The following is a 19,407-nucleotide window of genomic DNA, read 5'->3' on the forward strand; positions in this document are numbered from 1 at the left end:
CTGTGATGGTCTTTATTTTTTTCTTTTTATCGCTGCTTAATAAGGACTGAATGGACCTTTCGGAAGTTCATCACAACAAATAGTGAAAGCGCTATTTTTAATTGGGATGAATCATCCAAAAATAAAAGATTTGTCTGGTAATATTTTATGTGTAAGGAGGAATGAAATATGATCAAAACATATTCGCTGGATGTGATGTCTTATTTCTTGACTAGTGAAGAAGTAACATTAAACAGCTTAATGAAGACATTTAGCATGAGCGAACAAGAAGTAAGTGACGAACTGGATAATATCAACGCTCTATTGGGCGATACTGTCATCGTCCGTAAAAGAAGCCACTTATATTTGACTGAAGAGGGAGTTGATGTAACGTATCAATATGTTTTGAAAAAGAATCAAAAGCTGTATTCCTTCTACAGTCCAAAGATAAGGAAGACGCTTATTCTCATTAAGCTGTTGATCGGCGAAGGATATAACCCGCTCCAGGAAATGGCAGATTATGTGTATGTCAGCAAAAATACGGCATTGGCGGATATAAAAGAATTGAAAAGTGACATTTCGGAGAGTATAGAAATTAAATACTCCAGGAGCTGCGGGTATAATATCCAAGGCCATGAATGTGATGTCCGGAATACACTAGCTGATTCTATCCATACGTTGTTAAAAATACCCGCTGGGAAATTCATATTGTTTGAAAAGGGCATTATGGAGAAAGATGAAATATTTCATTTAAGAAAAAGGTTGGAGAAGATTGAGATCGAGCTGGGAATATTTTTTTCGGACGAGGTTTTGGATGCGCTGCCATACTTGCTTATGGGAACGATCCTAAGAGCTAAGTTCAGCAAGCAAAACTTGGATTTCTCTGATATTGCACATGACATAAAAGGGACCAAAGAGTATCCAAGGATCAAATCGATATTTTGGAGCTACTCATTCCTGTCTGAAATGGATCTGAAGTATCTGACGATGCAAGTACTGTCCTCCAGCATCATCGATTTCAGGGAAGAGATCATCCAGTACAGTGAAATGAATATGGAAGAACTCGTTTGCGGATTGATCAAATCGATCGAGGAAAATATGGCAATCAGCTTCCCGAAGTTCCTAGATCTCAAGAAAAGATTACTGATGCACATGAAACCGGCTATCTACCGGCTGAAATTAGGACTTCACGTCTATAATCCATTGACTGGACAATTCATGGAAAAACATCATGCCATTTATCTGGTTGTCAAAAAAGCCTTGCGGTTATTCGAAGATGAATTAAGGATAACCTTCACGGATGATGAAATCGCCTTGATTGCCATGATATTTTTAGGAGAAATCTATCAAACCTATGAGGAGAAACTTCAACCGGTGTTTACTGCGGTGGTCCTTTGCAGGAGCGGGACATCCATATCAAAATTATTGCTCGGCACCTTAAAGGAAGAATTTCCGAAAATAAAATTCATTGATGTCTATTCCCTAAGGAAATTTGAGGCGCAACCACCGGCTGTCGATTTTATTTTCTCAACCATCCCTATCCATACGGATATAGTGAATTTTTTGGTCCCCTCGCTGCTGGATGAATTATCGCGGTTCAGACTAAGGAAACAGGTGGAAGAGGCCATTGAATCGGATGCATCCAAACAAGCGAAGGAAATAATGGCTTATTTAGCGGAACTCATTCCGAAAGATAAAATGGATTTGATTTCCGGGAAAGTGGAAGGATTTTTTGAAGATAAAAAATTACCGGTCCCACTACAAGAAAAAAATGTGGATCTGTTGAAAGATTCGTCCCAAATAACCATCGTTCATGAGAATGTCCCTTGGGATGAAATCATCGATTTGGCTTTTTATGAGATGGGCAACAGACAATCCATTACGCAGGATTATGTGGAAGAGTGCAAAAAGATCTTCTATGAATCCTATGAAACGATGGTGATCGGTCCTAATGTATTTTTGCCGCATGCAGCTCCGGATAAGGGTGTCATCGAAGCGGATGTCCAGATACTTATCCTGAAAAAGGCCATACATGCGCCGAATGGATCAGAAGTGGATATTATTGTAGCGCTTGCGCCATGCAGGAATAACGAACATGTGCCGTGGCTATTGAATCTGAATGATACCTTTTTGAACGACGAACAAAAAAATAGAATATTGGAATCCAATGATATGGAAGAAGTGTTGGATATATTTAGGAGAGGGTGAAGTAGATGGAATATTCCGATTTATTTGACAGCAAGTTGATCAGATTGAATAAGGAATTTGAATCACAGTTAGAATTGTTCGAATATGTAAGTGACATACTGGAGGAAGAGGACTACACAGAAGATACTTTCTTTGAAGCGGTTACGGCAAGAGAGAAGGTTTTCCCAACCGGGCTGCAAACCGATATGGTGAATTTAGCGATTCCCCATACGGATGTGATCCATGTGAAAAAACCCTTCATATTCGTAGTGACGTTAACCAAGCCTGTCAAATTCGTACAAATGGGAACATTCGATGAGTGGGTGGATATTGACACGGTATTTTTCTTGGGCATCAAAGAACCGCAAGAGCAGGTAGGGTTATTATCAAATATCATGACACAGTTCAGAGACAAACATTTCATTGATGCATTTAACAGCATGGTGAATATTTCAAAAATGGAAGAACTACTAAAAAATGAATTTGGGAGTGTTGAAGTATGAAAAGAGTAATCGTAGCATGTGGCAGTGGTGTAGCAACAAGTCAAACCGTAGCATCAAAAGTGAAACGCATTCTGACTGAAAAGAAAATTAATGCAGTCGTCGATGCCGTCGATATTAAATCATTGGATCAATATGTTAAACAAAGCGACGTTTACATTTCCATTACGAAGCCAACGAAAACATATAATATTCCAACTTTAAATGGCATCGCATTTTTAACCGGCATGGGCATTGAGGAAGAAACACAGAAATTAGTCGATGCTTTGAAGTAAAACCAATATCAGTTTGAAGGAGAGAGAAAAACAATGGAGACTTTGCAACAGATTATACAGAATGTATTAAATTTAGGATCTGCAGTTTTTATTCCGGCGTTAATGATACTGATTGGATTATTGGTCAAGATGAAATCAAAGGATGCAATCAGTGCAGGTATCACGCTTGGGGTAGCCTTTATCGGGATGAACTTAGTCATCGGCTTCATGATGAGTGCGTTGGCACCTGCAGCACAGGCATTGGCTGAACGGACCGGTATTTCGTTGACTGTCATCGATGGCGGGTGGACATCCATGGCGACGCTATCATGGGCATGGCCATATGCCTTCCTGATGTTCCCGTTGCAGCTGCTGATCAATGGAATCATGCTTGCGATGAATAAAACGAAAACATTGAACGTCGACTTATGGAATGTCTGGGGGAAAATTTTTACTGCCGTTTTGATCGTCGGTGTGACAAATAATCTGTATCTTGCATTTATCGGCGCTGCGATAACAGTCGTGTTGGAATTGCTGTTCGCCGACATCAACCAGCCGGAAATCGAAAGATTATCAGGTATCCCTGGCGTAACCGTGTCCCATGGGATGATGATGCTGGGAGCTTTATTGATGCCGTTTGATTTATTGTTGAGAAGAATACCGGCTCTTAACAAAGAGATGGATGCGACGATGTTAAAAGAAAAAATCGGTATGTTCGGCGAGAATCATGTCATGGGATTCATCATCGGGTTTGTCTTAGGTCTTGGCGGCGGCTATTCAGTCGGAGCATCCTTGATGCTGGGTATGCAAGCAGCAACAGCGATGACCTTGTTCCCTATGGTATCGAAACTATTCATGCAGGCCCTATCCCCGATTTCTGAAGCGATGTCTGACTTTATGAAGAATAAATTCAAAGATCGCGAAATGTTCATTGGATTGGACTGGCCGATTCTTGCAGGAAGCAGTGAGGTTTGGGTTATCCTGATTCTCGTAGTGCCTGTAACGCTACTGTTTGCCTTCATTTTGCCTGGAAACGCAGTCCTTCCATTCGCGGGCATCTTGAATATCGGAATGGTTGTCCCGGCGTTAGTCGTAACTGGCGGGAACTTGATCCGGATGTTCATCCTCAGCGTCATCGGGACTCCGGTCTTCTTATATGCAGCGTCCCATTTCGCTAATACCATCACAAAATTGGCAAGTGATACCGGTGCGGTCGAACTTGCTCAAGGGCAAAAAATCACTTGGAGCACATTGGAATTACCGGACGTCCGCTTCGTATTGACGGAACTGTTGCAATTTAAAGTTATCGGATTCGTTTTAGCGGCAATATGGGTAGCCTTGTTTGTCCTTTACTTCAAAGTCATGAAAAAGCGCGCAGCAAATGAACCCGTCGTTCCCAACGAGGAATCCTGGGATATGGAACCGAATGAAGCTTAAAAAGTAAAGAAGTGAGGGATACGGATGATCTATACAATTACGTTAAACCCAGCGATAGATCGTTTATTGTTTATCGGTGAGGAGCTTGTCAAAAGAAAAACAAACCGGATCAGCAAAGTAACCTACGATTTAGGCGGCAAAGGTCTCCATGGCTCTTACGTGATGAGTAAACTTAAGATCGATAACCTGGCGATGGGGCTGTGCGGGACAAATAACAAAGCCGCTTTGTACGACATCTTGACTGAAAAAAACATCAGGCACGAATTTACCGAGGTGGCCGATGAGTCCACAAGGGAATGCTATATCGTCTTAGAAGAGGGGGTCAGCGGAAGCACGATGTTCACGGAGAAAGGACTGGTTGTCTCTGAGTTTGAAAAAAGAAATTTATTGGAGAAAGTAAGGCAGAAGGTAACCAGCCAAGACATGGTCCTGATAGCCGGATCTCTCCCGCAGAATTATCTTATTTCAGACCTGGAAGAGCTTCTGTATGTTTTGAAGGATAGCGGCTGCTTCATTGCCTGCGACCTATCCGGGGAGGCTTTGCTGAAAGCGGTCGAAGTAGGCGTTCATTTCATCAAGCCGAATGAATTTGAATTGCAGGAAATCGTTTCGAAAAATCAGAGTCTTACGGAAAATCTGGAGGCACTATCCGAAAGGGTCGACTGCGTGATCGCCTCGCAAGGGGAGAAAGGCAGCTTTTGCCAGTATCAGGGCGAACAATTTCAAGTCATCGCCCCCAAGGTTGAGGAAGTCAATGATACCGGAGCTGGCGATTGCTTTGTGGGGGCATTTCTGTCCATGTTCTACCTGAAAAAGCCGATCGAAGAATGTTTACGTTTTGCAAGTGGGTGTGCCGCAAGCAAAGTGAAGAACAATGACAGTACTAGTTTTGACATCGAAGATGCATTGGACTTACAACGGGAAGTAACGATAAACAGACTATAGGAAAAGGGAGCGGATTGCATGTTATACCAACAAGAGAGAGAAAGATTAGCTGAGATTGTCAGAACCATGTTTGATAGATTTGAAACGAATGCGGCTGGAGGCAATGTCAGCGTGCGGATGAACGATAAACACATCATTATGACACCGACACTCATGTCGCAAGATCATTTATGCGATATTTCCCCTTATCAAATATTGGTTGTGGATATGGATGAGAACGTTATCGAAGGCGATGGCAGACTGACGCGCGAAATCAATATGCATATGGCCTGCTTCAAAACGCATAAAGATATCGGTGCGGTCATTCATGGTCACGCCAGAGAATCCATGGTATTCGCTACAATGGGGATGGAGATGCCGAATCTTACCGAAGCAACCCAAAAATTTGGAAGAATTCCTTGCCTGGACTTCTATCCAGCGTGTTCTCCTGAATTAGCCGAGGAAGTAAAGACGTATGTTGAATCTCTGGGGGACGATGTAAAGTCCAAAGCAATGTTGTTAAAACAGCACGGGGTATTGGTTTTGGACACAACGCTCAACAGAGCATATGATTCATTGGAAAGACTGGAATATAATGCCTACATCGCCTATAAATCAATGGTTTTTGACAGACTGGGCATCCATAACATGGAAGTAGAAGATTACGAATACAATTTAGTGGAGTGATCATAATGAAGAAGAGAGAGTTTGTCTTTAATCTGAGCCTATTTGCAGGATGCCTATTATTTGCACTTTCCATGTTCAACAACAGCGTCTGGATCATCGCAGCGGCTTTGATTGCTTCGAGTATAGCGTTGAAAGTTTACCGACAAGATAATCCGAAGATGAATAAAAACTACAAAGAACTTGTAGTTGAGAAGAGCATGCGGAAAAAAATATAAAGGATTAGAGAAAAAAGATAAAATGACTTAATCATAAACGAAGGATAACCAGGAAACTAAAGACTCGTTTTTCGAGTGTAAAGTTTTCTGGTTATTTTTGGGATCCTTTTTGAAATTTTTAATAAATTTCGGTTGCAATCGTTAACATGGTATGTTAATCTATTTATGTAATCGGTTACACAAATGTAGTTGATGGATGGGGTGAAAGAAATGGCGACAATCAAAGAAGTGGCAGAATTAGCTGGTGTCTCAGTGGCGACGGTTTCGAGAGCGTTGAACAATAGCGGGTATGTCGGGAAAGCGTCACGTGAAAAAGTTGAGAGAGCCATAAAGTTGTTGGATTTTTATCCCAATGAGGTGGCCCGATCACTCTATCAGAAGAAGTCCAAGTTGATTGGGTTATTGTTGCCTGATATTGCAAATCCATTTTTCCCGTTAGTGGCCAAAGGTGTAGAAGATAAAGTGAACGAAAGGGGTTATAGCCTAATTTTGGGCAATGTCCAAGGTGATTTGGAAAAGGAAAAGGAATATCTTAAGATTTTTGCACAAAATAATGTTGCCGGCGTCTTATCGGCTGTGCAAGGGAACACCAAGGAGCTGAATGGTATTCCCATTGTATTATTGGACAGGGTGAATAATGAAACCGATTATGCAGTTCATACGGATGATCATCATGGTGGAGAGTTGGCTGCACAAGCAATAGTGGAAAGGCAGGCGAAAAATATTGTCATCATGGTAGGGCCAAAAGATATCCCGAGTTCACATGATCGTTTAGCCGGAAATTTAAAAGTGTTGAATAAAGCAAGAATTCCTTATCAATTATTCCAAACCGATACCTATCAGTTTGACTCTGCCGAAAAAACGGCGCAGCATTTCTTAGATCAATTCCCTAATGCGGATAGTGTCATTGCTTCGAATGACGTGTATGCTTTAGCGGTCATGCGGGAAGCGATAAAAAGAGGAATTCGTATCCCGGATGAGCTACAGATCATCGGTTATGATGATATGCCTTTCAGTGCATTAATGTTCCCGGGCTTATCGACGATTGCGCAACCTGCATATGAAATAGGCTATAAAGGTGCAGAGCTGTTGTGTAAATGCATTGAAAATAAAATGATTGAAAAGAAAAGGATTCAGTTACCTGTAACCTTAATAATAAGAGAATCACTGAGAGAGAAGGATGAAGATGCGTAATATCATGGTTGTAGGGAGTATTTCCACAGATTTTGTGGTCACTGCAGATAGACGCCCCGAGACGGGCGAAACAATCACTGGAAAAGATTTTAAAACAACGTTTGGAGGAAAAGGGGCCAATCAGGCTGTCGCAAGTGCACGCTTGGGTGGCCACGTGTCGATGGTAGGGACCGTCGGAAATGATATCTTTGGACAAGAGCTAGTAAAGAATTTAGCGACTAATGGAATAGCTGTAAAAAATGTGGAACGGGTTACACATTTCCCTTCCGGATCGGCCCACATCACGATTGTGGACGGGGACAATGCCATCGTCTATATTCCAGGCGCAAATAATGCCTTCGATCTCGACAGAGTAGAGAAGTTGGCTGCCGAGATGGAACAGACAGACTTGGTTATCATCCAGAATGAACTGCCTCAGGATGTCGTTGATAAAATCATTGCGGTTTGTTACGAGAAAGATGTCAAAGTTTTGTATAACCCAGCACCTGCAAGAACCTTGGATGAAGATAGTCTTGAAAAAGTGACTTTCATCACACCAAATGAGAGCGAATTCAAGCTGATGTTTCCTGGTTTAACGGTTTCGGAAGGGGTTAAGAAATATCCTAAGAAATTGATCGTCACTCTTGGCTCGAAAGGTGTCTGCTACCATGATGGCATTTCAGAGAGGATTATCCCATCCTATCACGTAACGCCGGTAGATACCACAGGAGCAGGGGATACGTTTAACGGCGCCTTTGCCGTTGGGATTACCTCAGGGTTGGATATGGAAGCAAGCTTGCATTTCGGCAATCTAGCCGCAGCCTTATCGATTCAGAAGTTCGGTGCTCAAGGCGGCATGCCAACATTAGAAGAAATGAAAGGAAATGATAAATATGAAAAAACATGGAATATTGAATAGCGAGATTGCCAAGGTATTGGCTGATTTGGGCCATACGGATCAGATCGTAATCGGAGATGCTGGCTTGCCGGTGCCGGATGGTGTGAAAAAAATCGACTTATCCCTGCAACTGCATGAACCTTCTTTTCAGAAAGTATTGGATATTCTATTGAAGGAAATGGAAGTTGAAAAAGTCATTTTAGCCGAAGAGATAAAAGACCAGAACAGTGGGCAATTCCAGGCTGTCAAAGAGCGAATAGAAGGCGTCGACATTGAATTTGTTACGCATGAGGCGTTCAAAAAACAAACCGGACAGGCAAAAGCCGTTATTCGTACAGGAGAAGCTACACCTTATTCAAATATTATTTTGCAATCAGGAGTCCTATTCTAGGAGGTGAAAACATGGAAGTCGTAATGAGAGGAATCACGAAGAGCTTTGGAAGCAACTCTGTTTTAAGAGGGGTGGATTTTAATATCCAAGCCGGTGAGGTCCATGCGTTGATGGGCGAAAACGGAGCTGGCAAGTCCACGTTGATGAACATCTTAACGGGTCTCCATCAATCAGATGAAGGTGAGGTCTTGATTAATGGAGAGGCAAAGACATTCCGTAATCCAAAAGAGGCAGAAGAATATGGCCTGAGCTTTATTCACCAAGAGATGAACACTTGGCCAGAATTGACGGTTCTCGAAAATCTGTTTATGGGTAACGAAATCAAAAATAAATTAGGGTGGATCAAAACCAATGAAATGAGAGCGCTTGCCGAGAAGGCTTTTGAGGAGTTGGGCGTTCAATTGGATTTGGATAGAGAAGTTAAAACATTGTCGGTTGGACAACAACAAATGATTGAAATTGCCAAATCATTACTGGCAAACGGTGAAGTCATCATCATGGATGAACCAACCGCTGCATTAACAGAACGAGAGATTGACGTCCTGTTCAAAATCATCCGTAAGTTGAAAGCGAAGCAAGTAGCCATTATTTATATCTCGCATCGAATGGAAGAAATTTTTAAAATCAGCGACCGGATTACCGTTATGCGTGATGGCGTATCCATTGATACCGTCAAAACGACAAACACGACGAATGATGAAGTGGTTCGTAAAATGGTGGGAAGGGATTTGGAGGATTATTATCCCGCTAAAACATCCAAAATCGGGAAAGTCATTTTTGAAGCCAAGAATTTGATGGGGGACAGAAAATTCAATAATATTTCTTTCCAAGTCAAATCAGGTGAAATCGTCGGTTTTTCTGGGCTGATGGGAGCCGGCAGGACCGAAATGATGAGAAGCATTTTTGGCATCGACGCGCTGGAAAGTGGCGAGCTTTATCTCGAAGGGAAAAAGATTACGGTTACGAATCCCAGTGATGCGATTCGCCAAGGTATTGGATTTTTGACCGAAAATAGAAAAGAAGAAGGATTGATTCTTGATTATTCTATTCGGGACAATATCAGTTTGCCATCTATTGATGGCTTTCGTAAACATGGATTGATTGATATTCAGGCTGAAAAAGACTTTGTGAAACTGCTGATGCAACGACTTAACGTGAAGGCTGAGGGGCAAGAAGATGTTGTTTCCAGTTTATCAGGCGGAAACCAACAGAAAGTGGTTTTAGCCAAATGGATTGGAATCGGATCAAAGGTCTTGATTTTGGATGAACCAACCCGAGGCGTTGACGTTGGTGCGAAACGTGAAATCTATCAGTTGATGAATGAATTGGCAGATAGAGGAGTTGCAATCATCATGGTATCTAGTGATTTGCCAGAAATTTTAGGTGTCAGTGATCGTATCATTGTTGTCCATGAAGGGAACATAGCTGGAGAATTGTCTAAAACGGAGGCAACCGAAGAAAAAATCATGAAACTAGCAACGGGGGTAATGTAAATGAATTCAGAAACGAAAACTATTAAAATCGCTAAAAATAAGACAAATTCCAAGGATTTATTAGGGAAGTTGGGTCCTTTACTTGCATTAATCGTATTGATCGTCTTTGTTACCATACTAAATCCTAATTTCATTGCGACGACAAATCTATTGAATCTTTTACGACAAGTATCAACAAATGCCCTTATTGCATTTGGGATGACTTTTGTTATCATCACGGGAGGCATTGACTTATCTGTTGGCTCAACATTGGCTCTCAGCAGTGCCTTGATGGCGGGTTTGATTGCTTCAGGGTTAGATCCAGTATTGGCCATGACAGTTGGAGCAATGCTTGGGGCCTTTCTTGGAGCATGTAACGGGTTATTGATAACCAAAGGGAAGATGGCTCCGTTTATTGCAACTTTGGCAACGATGACGATATTTCGCGGACTTACCTTAGTATATACTGACGGAAATCCCATTACAGGAATCGGCGATAGCTTTATCTTCAAATTCATGGGTCGGGGTTATCTGCTAGGCGTTCCATTCCCAGTTGTATTGATGTTGATTTTCTTCGCCATCCTATATGTCGTGCTCCACAAAATGACATTCGGCAGAAAAACATTTGCACTAGGGGGCAATGAAAAAGCTTCCTACATTGCTGGGATTAAGAGCGATCGCATAAAAATCGCAATCTATTCGATTTCGGGTTTGATGGCTTCTGTTGCGGGTATCATCATCACCTCGCGTCTGAATTCCGCTCAACCCACTGCGGGTAATGCTTATGAAATGGATGCGATCGCTTCCGTTGTATTAGGTGGAACTAGTTTATCAGGTGGTCGTGGAAGACTGGTCGGAACATTGATTGGGGCATTGATTATAGGGACATTGAATAACGGATTAAATCTATTAGGAGTATCCAGCTTCTACCAACAGGTTGTAAAAGGCATAGTCATTATTATTGCCGTATTGATTGATCGCAAAAACAAAAAATAGGGGGAAAAAAGATGAAAAAATTATTTGGGATGACGGCGGCAGCACTATTACTATTGGCAGGATGTGGCGGTGCAACATTAGAAGGTGAAAATGCTGAAAGCACAGCTGTTAAAGAGAAAGAGCCTTCCGAGTTGGTCGTCGGTGCTTCCTTATCGACGCTGAACAATCCGTTTTTTATCTCTCTAGAAGCAGGAATCAATGGTTTAGCGGAAGAAAACGGATCGAAAGTAATCAGTGTGGATGCACAGGATGATACAGCAAAACAAACGAATGATATCGATGATCTGATTCAACAAGGGGTAGATATCCTGTTGATTAATCCTGTTGATTCAGCAGCGATTGCTCCAGCAGTCGAAGCCGCTAATAGTGCCGGAATTCCAGTAATCACGATTGACCGTTCCAGCGAGGGGGGACAAGTGGTAACCTTAGTCGCTTCTGATAATGCGGCCGGAGGAAAAATGGCAGCTGACTACATCACAAAAATCTCTGGCGAAAAGGCCAACACCGTTCAATTAGAAGGTACCCCAGGTGCGTCTGCAACACGTGAAAGAGGAGAAGGGTTCTCTAATATCGCCGCAACATCATTGAATCTTTTGGATAGCCAAACCGCTAACTTTGACCGTGCAGAAGGTCTAACGGTTATGGAAAATATGCTACAAGCTCACACAGACATCAAAGCCGTATTTGCTCAAAATGACGAAATGGCATTAGGAGCTATCGAAGCTATTGAAGCGGCAGGTTTAACAGGAAAAATTCAAGTAGTTGGATTTGATGGGACAGAAGATGGGCTCGCTGCCGTAAAAGCTGGAACTCTAAGTGCAACCGTTGCGCAACAACCCGAAGAAATGGGGAAACTTGCCATACAAGCAGCATATGATTATTTCGCTGGTAAGACTGTCGAAAAATACATCGCTTCGCCACTTGAGCTGATTACGAAATAAAAATGGATAGATATTGAAGATATAAATAATCCAATAAGAGAAGGGCTTCCTCAACCAGATATTTTATTCTGGTTTTGAGACAGCCAGTCGAAAAACGAGTTTTTAGTTTTCGGGTTATTTGTTAAGATACAACTCTAAAATGGCTTTTACACAAATTTTTACTAACAAAAATCTATTAGAAGACAAAAAAGGATGTTCTCTCAAAAAATAATTTGAGGGAGCATCTTTTTCATATCTAGTGGAAAGCTCAATTTTCAAAAGCAGCATCATATACTGCGATGGTATGATTAACCTTTCCCATTTCCTAAAATGTAACGATTGTTGATGAATTTACCTTTGTGCTGCCCGCTCTCGATGGTGAGATAGCCTCTTTCCACTAATTCTTTTTTGTGTTTCCGGAAACGTTGATTGCTGATCTTCAGATCACTGCAGATCAACTCGACCGATGGAAAGTCCGTTTCCCCGGATCCCGTACAGGCGGCGATGTAGCAATAGATTCCCTTCGCCTCGATGCTCAAGTGCCGATCGCTTATCATCCTGTTCGGGATGACTCCGTAACCCATCGACAATACATCTAAATTTCCCATCATTTTTTCCATATTTCTTAGCCCTCTTTCGTTATGTAGTCGGCAACGGGCAGCCGCATCTGCGACGCCGATTATTGCCGTCATTAATAAAGACGAAGGAAAAGATAAATGTGTAACCTTTTTTTGGAAAAAATAGAAAATATTCTTGAGCGTTTCTCCCTGTCGAGGAAAGAACGCCATTTTGATCGATCCTTCTTTGAAGGATATCCAAATACAACTGGTCGGTATTCCCATGTGCTTCCGGATGGCCTATGTTGCAGAATGATGAGCTGGTATAAATAAGAAATTCCCGTCCTTTCAGGTGAATGAACCTGAAGGGGCGGGAATTTGTTCGGAACAGCTTCTCACTGTGAAAAGACAAAACGCATTGTCGTGCCTTTCCAGGAATCATCCTGCTTACATTATTTAACGATGCCGAAGCCACCGGTCCAAGTGATTTCTTCTTTTATGGCCAATGTCATCTGCAGGAACCCAAAAGCTTCCAGTTCGCGTGCGCGTTTCAAGCTGCCAGCGTCAATGACAGTTAAAGGACTGTCTTTCAGTGCGCTGATCAATTGCTCTTTAGCGTCGTTGAAATCAGAAACCAGCAACACGACAGTAGGGATTTCACCGCCGACTTTACCGGAATCCAAGGTTGCTGCGAAATTTGTGTTGAAGCCCTTGACCACTTTGCTGTTTGGAAGTTTCTTTTGGATTTCCGAAGCAGCAGAACCGTCCGCAGGCACAACAAGTTCATCCCAAGTTTCAAAGTTTAATGGATTGGTGATATCGATGACTACTTTTCCTTCCAATTGCTCTTTATCTTCAATCCGACAGAAGACTCCCACCTCAAGGAATGATAGGGGCATAGCCCACTGAGTAGGCGGGAGATGAATGTCGGTAGGCGTCAGCCTATTTGTTTGTCGAAAAATCCTTGACCTCCTGCACCTTTGCATTTGATAGCGAACTTACGTTCGTGTATAATATATGATATAAGGAGGTGAGCAGCCATGATCATCCACAAAGCATACAAGTTCCGACTCTACCCTACGAACGAACAGCAGGTTCTGATTGGGAAGACCATTGGCTGCTCCCGTTTCGTGTTCAATCACTTTCTGTCCGAATGGAACCAAACCTATGAGGATACAGGAACAGGTCTGAGCTATGCCACATGCTCGGCCAATCTGACAGCGCTGAAGAAGGAAGCAGACACCCTCTGGCTGCAGGAAGTGGATAGCATCGCATTACAGTCCTCTTTGCGGCATCTCAGCGATTCCTTCGACCGTTTTTTCAAAAAGCAGAACAGTGCGCCGCGCTTCAAGAGCAAACGGAACCCCGTCCAGTCCTACACAACAAAGCAAACGAACGGGAATATTGCTATCGTGGGAAACAAACTGAAACTGCCCAAATTGGGGTTGGTCCCTTTTGCCAAGTCCAAGGAAGTGGACGGAAGGATCCTGAGCGCCACCATAAGGCGGAATCCGTCGGCTTGAAGGATTTTGCCGTCCTTTCCGATGAAACCGCATACAAGAATCTGCGGCCTTTCCGCAAACTGGAACGGAAACTTGCCAAGGAACAAAAAGTGCTTTCCAGACGGTGGGAGCAAGCCAAAAAAGATGGGCGCAAACTCTCCGAATCAAAAAACTATCAGAAACAACGCGCTAAAGTAGCCGGAATCCATGAACAAATCAGCAATGCCAGAACCGATTACCTGCAGAAAATATCGACCGAGATCATCAAAAACCACGACATCATCGGCATCAAGGATCTGCAGGTTTCCAACCTGGTCAAGAACCACAAGCTAGCAAAAGCCATCAGCGACTCCAGTTGGTCCCAGTTCCGGAAAATGCTGGAATACAAAGCTTGCTGGTACGGCAAGCAGATTGTTGCAGTGGCCCGAAACTTTCCCTCCAGCCAACTGTGTTCCGGATGCGGATACCAAAACAAAGACGTGAAGAATCTCGCCGTCCGTGAATGGGATTGCCCGGAATGCCACACCCACCATGACCGGGATCTGAACGCAAGCATCAATATCAAGAAGGAAGCCTTGAGGCTTCTAACCGCAGGAATCTGCGGGGATAGCCTACTCAATTAACCGGGGGATACTTCGGTGTTCGTAGGAATCCTCCACCTCTAAGCGAATGCGTAGGTGGGGGTAGTTCAAATCGATTGATCACATCATCGACAGCAGGATAAGGTACTGCCAATACAATGATTTCATCGAGTTTTGCATCAGTTTCATGGACAACGTATTTCACGACGTTTCCTGCAGTTTCAAAATTCTTTGCGATTGCTGCCGCTATATTGCCTTTTCCGAAGATTGTAATGTTCATTTTAAGTTCCTCCTAATAAATTTGATAGTAATGGAATGGGCTATTTATCCCATGAATGTATTATAGATATCCCGGCTATCATTTTGTAAGTAGGTACTTTTTTATTAGTGGGTTACAAAAAAGTGCGTACTAGTCAGCCGTAAGGTTGTCAGATAAGATAATGATTATTAAATTTGATTGGGGTTGGGAACATGTTTGAACATATCTCTTGGATTTTTGAGGTGACATTAAACAGTAAGGACTTGTCCGGGCTGAAAGAATTAATGAATGAAATGGTAGACGCAACAAAGGAAAATGAACCCGGAACACTAGCTTACGAATGGACTGTTTCAGAAGATGGGACAATTTGCCATATTTATGAATGTTATGCGAGTGATGAAGCTACTTTAGCGCATCTTGCGATGTTTAAAGAAAAATATGCTGCTCGTTTGATGACATTTGGCGATGCGACAAATTTTGTCGTTTATGGCGCACCGAATGCAGCTGTAATTGAAGCTTTGGACGGTTTTGGTGCTGACTATAGGGCGCCTATCGGGGGCTTCAGACGTTAAGCGTTCACCAATGCTGCTTTGCATTTGATGAATGCTGAAAACAAAAGGAGGGAAATGCTAATCATGAAAAGTATCGAGGAATTATTAGGATATCAAAATAAGACAGTCGTAATCACGGGTGCGGCTTCCGGTATGGCAAAGGCTGCCACAGAATTATTATTGAGCTTAGGAGCGAAAGTTTATGTGGTCGATCGCAATGAGACTGATTTGCCCGTGTTTCAATTCATTTCTGGTGATTTAAGCAAAAAAGTGACCATTGATGAGGTTGTTGAACAATTACCCGCGAAGATTGACGCTCTGTTTATGTGTCATGGTGTAGGCATCGGCAAAGGCAAAGAAAAATTCATCCAGATGGTTAATTTTGTTGGCCAACGTTACATGGTTGAGCAATTATTGCCGAGATTGGTGGATGCCGGATCGGTGACGTTCATTTCATCGACAGGTGGTTATGGCTGGGAGCATAATATGCAGCATGTTGGTGAAGTGTTGGCTTGTTCAACCTTTGAAGCGAGTGAAAAATGGGTTGATGAGCACTTGGATCTATTTACAGATGGACAATCCCCGGATCCTTATCAGTTTTCCAAACAATGCGTCAGCGCATACGTAAAAGAAAAAACGCGTGCACCGGAGTTCATCGGCCGCAAAATCCGGATCAACGCTATCGCCCCGAGCTTTACTTCTACGGCTTTGATCAAAGAGTTTAACCTGGCTGCCAGCAATGATGGCACGGAAGCCGGCGGCGAAAAAGTAATGTACGATCTGTTCCTGAAGAGCTGGAATGGGCGTGCAGGTTTGCCGGAAGAAATGGGCTATCCGCTGGTGTTTATCGGCAGCGACCTATTTAGTTATCTGAGCGGTCAGGTTCTGTATATTGACTATGGCATGACCGGTGAATTGGATTATCGAGCTGCAAGTGCAAAATAATACATCTCCAAAATAAGGGAAACAGAACCCGGAAACCTCTCGGCAGGTTTCCGGGTTCTTTGCCGTATATTTTAGGCCGGCTGAAGGGGATATTCGGTTTTGCCTGTCAAAACTGTTCGGAAAAGGATACTTTTCACAAAGTCATTTAGATGTTAGACTTTGTCTATGAATTGAGACATACAAAAAAAGACAAAGAAGAGGAAAGTACTTGCTGAAACGTTCTGCAGAGAGCTCTTGCCCGGTGAAAAAGAGTGGACGGAAGCATAGGAAAAATGGCCTCAGAGTTGATGCGCTGACAGGGTAACCCCTCAGGTGCGTCCGGGCGCACCCGTTAGATATGCAACGGTATCAGGAAGTTTTTTCTTCTTTGCACCGTTAGAGGTGGCAGCCGCAAGGTTTCCGCGAAAAAAGGTGGTAACGCGATAAATACGTCGTCCTTTCTGGAGCTGATCCAGGGAGGGCGATTTTTTTATTTACAGATTGATGGGAGGAAAACACATGACAGACAACAGAAGAAAATTGATTTTTGACGCGTTCATTCATTAGCTATTCAGAAAGTCTGTGAATAGAATAACAAGAAGAGGTAGCTGTTGCAGCACCTTCGGCTATCCGTTCTTTGAGAGGGGAGAAAGTATGATTGAACTAGAGGATATCCACAAATCATTTGGTGGCAATGAAGTTCTTAAGGGGGTAGATTTAAAAGTTGAAAAAGGAGACATCGTTGCATTGATCGGTTCAAGCGGTGCTGGAAAGACAACGCTAATCAGATGCATGAACTACTTGGAGAAACCGGATAGTGGGGTAGTATCGATAGGCGGTTTATCGGTGGACAGCAGCCACAAACGCCAAAAGGATGTAAACAGGCTAAGGAGAAAGACTGCAATGGTGTTTCAGCACTATAATCTTTTTAAAAATAAAACGGCACTTGAGAATGTATTAGAAGGATTGATTACGGTTCAGAAGCTCCCTGAAGAAGAGGCTATAAAAATTGCCAGGGAGGAAATTGAGAAAGTCGGCTTGAGTGACAAAATAAATTCATATCCATCGCAACTATCAGGCGGTCAGCAACAAAGAGTCGGCATAGCAAGAGCGTTAGCATTGAAGCCGGATGTCATCCTTTTCGATGAACCAACATCAGCCCTTGATCCGGAGCTGGTCGGTGAAGTACTGAGTGCAATAAAAAACGTAGCTAAAACAGGCATCACAATGATAATCGTAACCCATGAGATGTCGTTTGCAAAAGAAGTCGCCAATAAAGTGGTCTTTATGGATGATGGCAGAATCATCGAACAAGGTTTACCAAGTGAGATTTTCACCCATCCAAAAGAGCAAAGAACAAAACAGTTCATAGACAAAATATATCAGAATTTCACATATATCATTTAAGAATAGGGGAGATAATATGAAAAAATTAATTAAAACACTAGTAACGTTAAGCCTTGCGGGGGTATTCACAGCTTGCGGCAATACCCAAGCAGATGTAAAGGAAGACACCGAAAAAAGCGCGGGAGCCGAGGTGAAAACGGTAAATGTAGCGCTTAACGCCGGTTCAAAACCGTTAAGCTTCGAGGATGAAAACGGCAAACTTACAGGCTATGAAGTGGAACTGCTTGAAGCAGCGGATGACAAAATTGATGAATATGATTTCAATTTGGAATCCGTTGAGGAAGACTCAGTGCAAGTTGGGCTGGATGCAGGGAAATATGACTTAATCGGCGGGGGACTCTATAAAACCCCTGAAAGAGAAGCAAAGTATCTTTTCCCGGATGAAATAAGCGGCGTCAGTCTGATCAACATCTATGTGAGAGAGGATGACAACAGCATTGCATCATTGGATGACTTGGTAGGGAAAAAAGTTGCTCCTTCAAGTCCGAATGGCGGGATATACAATCTTTTGACGGCCTATAACGAAGAACATGCAAACGCAAAAATTACCATCAATACGGCTGAGGGAATTTCCGTGGCTGATCGTTTCAAGTCGTTAGCTTCGGGTGAATATGATGCAATCGTACTGCCTAATAATCTTGGCTTTGATGAAATTAAAGCAACGCTGAACCTGAAGGTCAAGGCAGTTGCAGAGCCTGTCAAAGTGAATCCAACCTACTTTGTTTTAGGCAAAGACCAGACCGATCTCAAGGAGAAGCTGGATGCAGCGCTCGTAGAACTGAGAGAAGACGGGAAATTATCGGAGCTTTCCATCAAGTGGTTTGGTGAAGATACGTTTACGTATTATCAAGAGTAAATTTATTAGATAGAGAGGAGGTCAGGATGGTGCTGGGAATAGATTTTATATACGTAATTGAAGTATTGGTTAAGTTAATGAAGGTAGTGCCTTACACACTGCTGATCATGTTGGTTTCCGGTCTAGCCGGTCTATTCCTGGCAGTCTTGATCCTGGCAATCAGAATAAACAAAATAAAAGGATTAAATCCATTAATAGGGGTATACATTTCTTTTTTTCGAAGTACGCCCGCTCTGATCCATCTATTTTTGGTCTACTATGGAATGCCGATAGTATTAAGCAAAATAGGCATAGACATCAGCTCGTGGAATAAATCGGTCTTTGCCGTTTTGTCGTTGGCATTGTTTAATGGTGCGTATCTTTCAGAAATTCTGAGGCCTGCCTATTTGGCGGTCGACAAAGAGCAGCATGATGCAGCCGACAGCATCGGCTTAACCAAGTTTCAGAAGCTTCACAGAATCATCATACCTCAGGCGGTTCCCATTGCGCTTCCCGGCTTGGGGAATGCCCTGATCGATTTAATAAAAGATACATCGGTATTGTTCGTCATAGGATTGATTGACATCATGGGGAAATCAAAGCTCCTGATCGCGAGTGATTACGGGGTGAAAAAATTAGAGGTTTATATTGCAGCAGGCATCATTTATTGGGTCATTACCAACCTATCCAATGTAATAATCAATGGGTTTGAGAAAAGGTATAACTTGACCGGCAGTCAGAATCTAAGCGGGTAGGGG

The 19,407-nt window shown here is 42.8% G+C and carries 20 protein-coding genes, 2 pseudogenes and 1 other annotated feature; of the genes and pseudogenes, 19 read left to right on the forward strand and 3 right to left on the reverse strand.

Annotated features, from left to right (window positions below; all coding sequences use genetic code 11):
- Positions 1-168 precede the first annotated feature (168 nt).
- The 13 genes from BM101_RS08165 (at position 169) to BM101_RS08225 (ending at position 12,054) form a co-directional block, all read left to right on the forward strand.
- Positions 169-2,187: a BglG family transcription antiterminator gene (locus tag BM101_RS08165; protein ID WP_087033816.1), complete on the forward strand. Its 2,019-nt coding sequence runs from the start codon at positions 169-171 to the stop codon at positions 2,185-2,187.
- 5 nt (positions 2,188-2,192) lie between these two features.
- Positions 2,193-2,669, forward strand: coding sequence for a PTS sugar transporter subunit IIA (locus BM101_RS08170; RefSeq protein WP_087033815.1), 477 nt, complete (start codon positions 2,193-2,195; stop codon positions 2,667-2,669).
- Positions 2,666-2,941 carry a PTS sugar transporter subunit IIB gene (locus tag BM101_RS08175; protein WP_087033814.1) on the forward strand — a complete coding sequence of 92 codons (276 nt, stop codon included), beginning with the start codon at positions 2,666-2,668 and terminating at the stop codon, positions 2,939-2,941. The genes BM101_RS08170 and BM101_RS08175 overlap by 4 nt, the downstream gene beginning before the upstream one ends.
- 33 nt (positions 2,942-2,974) lie before the next feature.
- Entirely contained in the window at positions 2,975-4,357 is a 1,383-nt protein-coding gene (locus tag BM101_RS08180; protein ID WP_087033813.1) for a PTS galactitol transporter subunit IIC, read from the forward strand.
- 24 nt (positions 4,358-4,381) lie between these two features.
- Entirely contained in the window at positions 4,382-5,302 is a 921-nt protein-coding gene (locus BM101_RS08185; protein WP_087033812.1) for a 1-phosphofructokinase family hexose kinase, read from the forward strand.
- A gap of 18 nt (positions 5,303-5,320) precedes the next feature.
- Positions 5,321-5,968 (forward strand): class II aldolase/adducin family protein, encoded by a 648-nt coding sequence (locus tag BM101_RS08190; RefSeq protein ID WP_087033811.1) that lies wholly within the window; start codon positions 5,321-5,323, stop codon positions 5,966-5,968.
- Positions 5,969-5,973: 5 nt separating this feature from the next.
- Positions 5,974-6,183, forward strand: a complete 210-nt coding sequence (locus tag BM101_RS08195; RefSeq protein ID WP_087033810.1) for a hypothetical protein — start codon at positions 5,974-5,976, stop codon at positions 6,181-6,183.
- 210 nt (positions 6,184-6,393) lie between these two features.
- Positions 6,394-7,377, forward strand: a complete 984-nt coding sequence (locus BM101_RS08200) for a LacI family DNA-binding transcriptional regulator (RefSeq protein WP_087033809.1) — start codon at positions 6,394-6,396, stop codon at positions 7,375-7,377.
- On the forward strand, positions 7,370-8,275 hold the full coding sequence (gene rbsK / locus BM101_RS08205) for a ribokinase (RefSeq protein WP_087033808.1): 906 nt from the start codon (positions 7,370-7,372) through the stop codon (positions 8,273-8,275). The genes BM101_RS08200 and rbsK overlap by 8 nt, the downstream gene beginning before the upstream one ends.
- Positions 8,250-8,645: a D-ribose pyranase gene (rbsD, locus tag BM101_RS08210; protein ID WP_087033807.1), complete on the forward strand. Its 396-nt coding sequence runs from the start codon at positions 8,250-8,252 to the stop codon at positions 8,643-8,645. The genes rbsK and rbsD overlap by 26 nt, the downstream gene beginning before the upstream one ends.
- Positions 8,646-8,656: 11 nt before the next feature.
- Positions 8,657-10,138: a sugar ABC transporter ATP-binding protein gene (locus tag BM101_RS08215; RefSeq protein WP_087033806.1), complete on the forward strand. Its 1,482-nt coding sequence runs from the start codon at positions 8,657-8,659 to the stop codon at positions 10,136-10,138.
- Positions 10,139-11,113, forward strand: a complete 975-nt coding sequence (locus BM101_RS08220) for an ABC transporter permease subunit (RefSeq protein ID WP_087033805.1) — start codon at positions 10,139-10,141, stop codon at positions 11,111-11,113.
- An 11-nt stretch (positions 11,114-11,124) separates the two neighbouring features.
- Complete coding sequence (locus BM101_RS08225) at positions 11,125-12,054, forward strand: D-ribose ABC transporter substrate-binding protein (protein WP_087033804.1); 930 nt, start codon at positions 11,125-11,127, stop codon at positions 12,052-12,054.
- A gap of 287 nt (positions 12,055-12,341) precedes the next feature.
- On the opposite strand, the gene BM101_RS14110 is transcribed toward BM101_RS08225, so the two are convergent.
- Together BM101_RS14110 and BM101_RS08235 are read right to left on the reverse strand one after the other, a co-directional pair.
- Positions 12,342-12,653: a helix-turn-helix domain-containing protein gene (locus tag BM101_RS14110; RefSeq protein ID WP_177194447.1), complete on the reverse strand. Its 312-nt coding sequence runs from the start codon at positions 12,651-12,653 to the stop codon at positions 12,342-12,344.
- A 389-nt stretch (positions 12,654-13,042) separates the two neighbouring features.
- Positions 13,043-13,432 (reverse strand): annotated as a pseudogene (locus BM101_RS08235) (NADPH-dependent F420 reductase); the annotation flags it as partial.
- A gap of 198 nt (positions 13,433-13,630) precedes the next feature.
- Between BM101_RS08235 and BM101_RS08240 the strand changes: the two are divergent.
- Positions 13,631-14,715: pseudogene (locus BM101_RS08240) on the forward strand (RNA-guided endonuclease TnpB family protein).
- Here BM101_RS08240 and BM101_RS08245 read toward each other — a convergent pair.
- Positions 14,708-14,953, reverse strand: coding sequence for a hypothetical protein (locus tag BM101_RS08245; RefSeq protein WP_087033801.1), 246 nt, complete (start codon positions 14,951-14,953; stop codon positions 14,708-14,710). The pseudogene BM101_RS08240 and the gene BM101_RS08245 overlap by 8 nt on opposite strands.
- Positions 14,954-15,144: 191 nt before the next feature.
- Between BM101_RS08245 and BM101_RS08250 the strand changes: the two genes are divergently transcribed.
- The 5 genes from BM101_RS08250 to BM101_RS08270 all read left to right on the forward strand — a co-directional run bounded on the left by BM101_RS08250 (position 15,145) and on the right by BM101_RS08270 (position 19,404).
- Complete coding sequence (locus BM101_RS08250; RefSeq protein ID WP_087033800.1) at positions 15,145-15,504, forward strand: putative quinol monooxygenase; 360 nt, start codon at positions 15,145-15,147, stop codon at positions 15,502-15,504.
- 63 nt (positions 15,505-15,567) lie between these two features.
- Positions 15,568-16,428, forward strand: coding sequence for an SDR family oxidoreductase (locus BM101_RS08255; RefSeq protein ID WP_177194448.1), 861 nt, complete (start codon positions 15,568-15,570; stop codon positions 16,426-16,428).
- Between the two features lie 183 nt (positions 16,429-16,611).
- Positions 16,612-16,870 (forward strand) — a binding site (T-box leader).
- Positions 16,871-17,061: 191 nt separating this feature from the next.
- Entirely contained in the window at positions 17,062-17,814 is a 753-nt protein-coding gene (locus tag BM101_RS08260; RefSeq protein ID WP_087033798.1) for an amino acid ABC transporter ATP-binding protein, read from the forward strand.
- 16 nt (positions 17,815-17,830) lie between these two features.
- Positions 17,831-18,670, forward strand: coding sequence for a transporter substrate-binding domain-containing protein (locus BM101_RS08265; RefSeq protein WP_087033797.1), 840 nt, complete (start codon positions 17,831-17,833; stop codon positions 18,668-18,670).
- Between the two features lie 26 nt (positions 18,671-18,696).
- Positions 18,697-19,404 (forward strand): amino acid ABC transporter permease, encoded by a 708-nt coding sequence (locus BM101_RS08270; protein WP_218149906.1) that lies wholly within the window; start codon positions 18,697-18,699, stop codon positions 19,402-19,404.
- The last annotated feature ends 3 nt before the right edge of the window (positions 19,405-19,407 follow it).

The organism is Trichococcus palustris, from assembly GCF_900114465.1.
Taxonomy (GTDB): Bacteria; Bacillota; Bacilli; order Lactobacillales; family Aerococcaceae; genus Trichococcus; species Trichococcus palustris.

Coding starts and splice junctions, on each gene's coding strand:
- rbsK (WP_087033808.1), top strand. CDS start 7,370: ATGCGTAATATCATGGTTGTAGGGAGTATTTCCACAGATTTTGTGGTC.
- BM101_RS08180 (WP_087033813.1), top strand. CDS start 2,975: ATGGAGACTTTGCAACAGATTATACAGAATGTATTAAATTTAGGATCT.
- rbsD (WP_087033807.1), top strand. CDS start 8,250: ATGAAAAAACATGGAATATTGAATAGCGAGATTGCCAAGGTATTGGCT.
- BM101_RS08175 (WP_087033814.1), top strand. CDS start 2,666: ATGAAAAGAGTAATCGTAGCATGTGGCAGTGGTGTAGCAACAAGTCAA.
- BM101_RS08220 (WP_087033805.1), top strand. CDS start 10,139: ATGAATTCAGAAACGAAAACTATTAAAATCGCTAAAAATAAGACAAAT.
- BM101_RS08215 (WP_087033806.1), top strand. CDS start 8,657: ATGGAAGTCGTAATGAGAGGAATCACGAAGAGCTTTGGAAGCAACTCT.
- BM101_RS08265 (WP_087033797.1), top strand. CDS start 17,831: ATGAAAAAATTAATTAAAACACTAGTAACGTTAAGCCTTGCGGGGGTA.
- BM101_RS08225 (WP_087033804.1), top strand. CDS start 11,125: ATGAAAAAATTATTTGGGATGACGGCGGCAGCACTATTACTATTGGCA.
- BM101_RS08185 (WP_087033812.1), top strand. CDS start 4,382: ATGATCTATACAATTACGTTAAACCCAGCGATAGATCGTTTATTGTTT.
- BM101_RS08170 (WP_087033815.1), top strand. CDS start 2,193: ATGGAATATTCCGATTTATTTGACAGCAAGTTGATCAGATTGAATAAG.
- BM101_RS08270 (WP_218149906.1), top strand. CDS start 18,697: ATGGTGCTGGGAATAGATTTTATATACGTAATTGAAGTATTGGTTAAG.
- BM101_RS08190 (WP_087033811.1), top strand. CDS start 5,321: ATGTTATACCAACAAGAGAGAGAAAGATTAGCTGAGATTGTCAGAACC.
- BM101_RS08245 (WP_087033801.1), bottom strand. CDS start 14,953: ATGAACATTACAATCTTCGGAAAAGGCAATATAGCGGCAGCAATCGCA.
- BM101_RS08260 (WP_087033798.1), top strand. CDS start 17,062: ATGATTGAACTAGAGGATATCCACAAATCATTTGGTGGCAATGAAGTT.
- BM101_RS14110 (WP_177194447.1), bottom strand. CDS start 12,653: ATGGAAAAAATGATGGGAAATTTAGATGTATTGTCGATGGGTTACGGA.
- BM101_RS08195 (WP_087033810.1), top strand. CDS start 5,974: ATGAAGAAGAGAGAGTTTGTCTTTAATCTGAGCCTATTTGCAGGATGC.
- BM101_RS08250 (WP_087033800.1), top strand. CDS start 15,145: ATGTTTGAACATATCTCTTGGATTTTTGAGGTGACATTAAACAGTAAG.
- BM101_RS08255 (WP_177194448.1), top strand. CDS start 15,568: ATGAAAAGTATCGAGGAATTATTAGGATATCAAAATAAGACAGTCGTA.
- BM101_RS08200 (WP_087033809.1), top strand. CDS start 6,394: ATGGCGACAATCAAAGAAGTGGCAGAATTAGCTGGTGTCTCAGTGGCG.
- BM101_RS08165 (WP_087033816.1), top strand. CDS start 169: ATGATCAAAACATATTCGCTGGATGTGATGTCTTATTTCTTGACTAGT.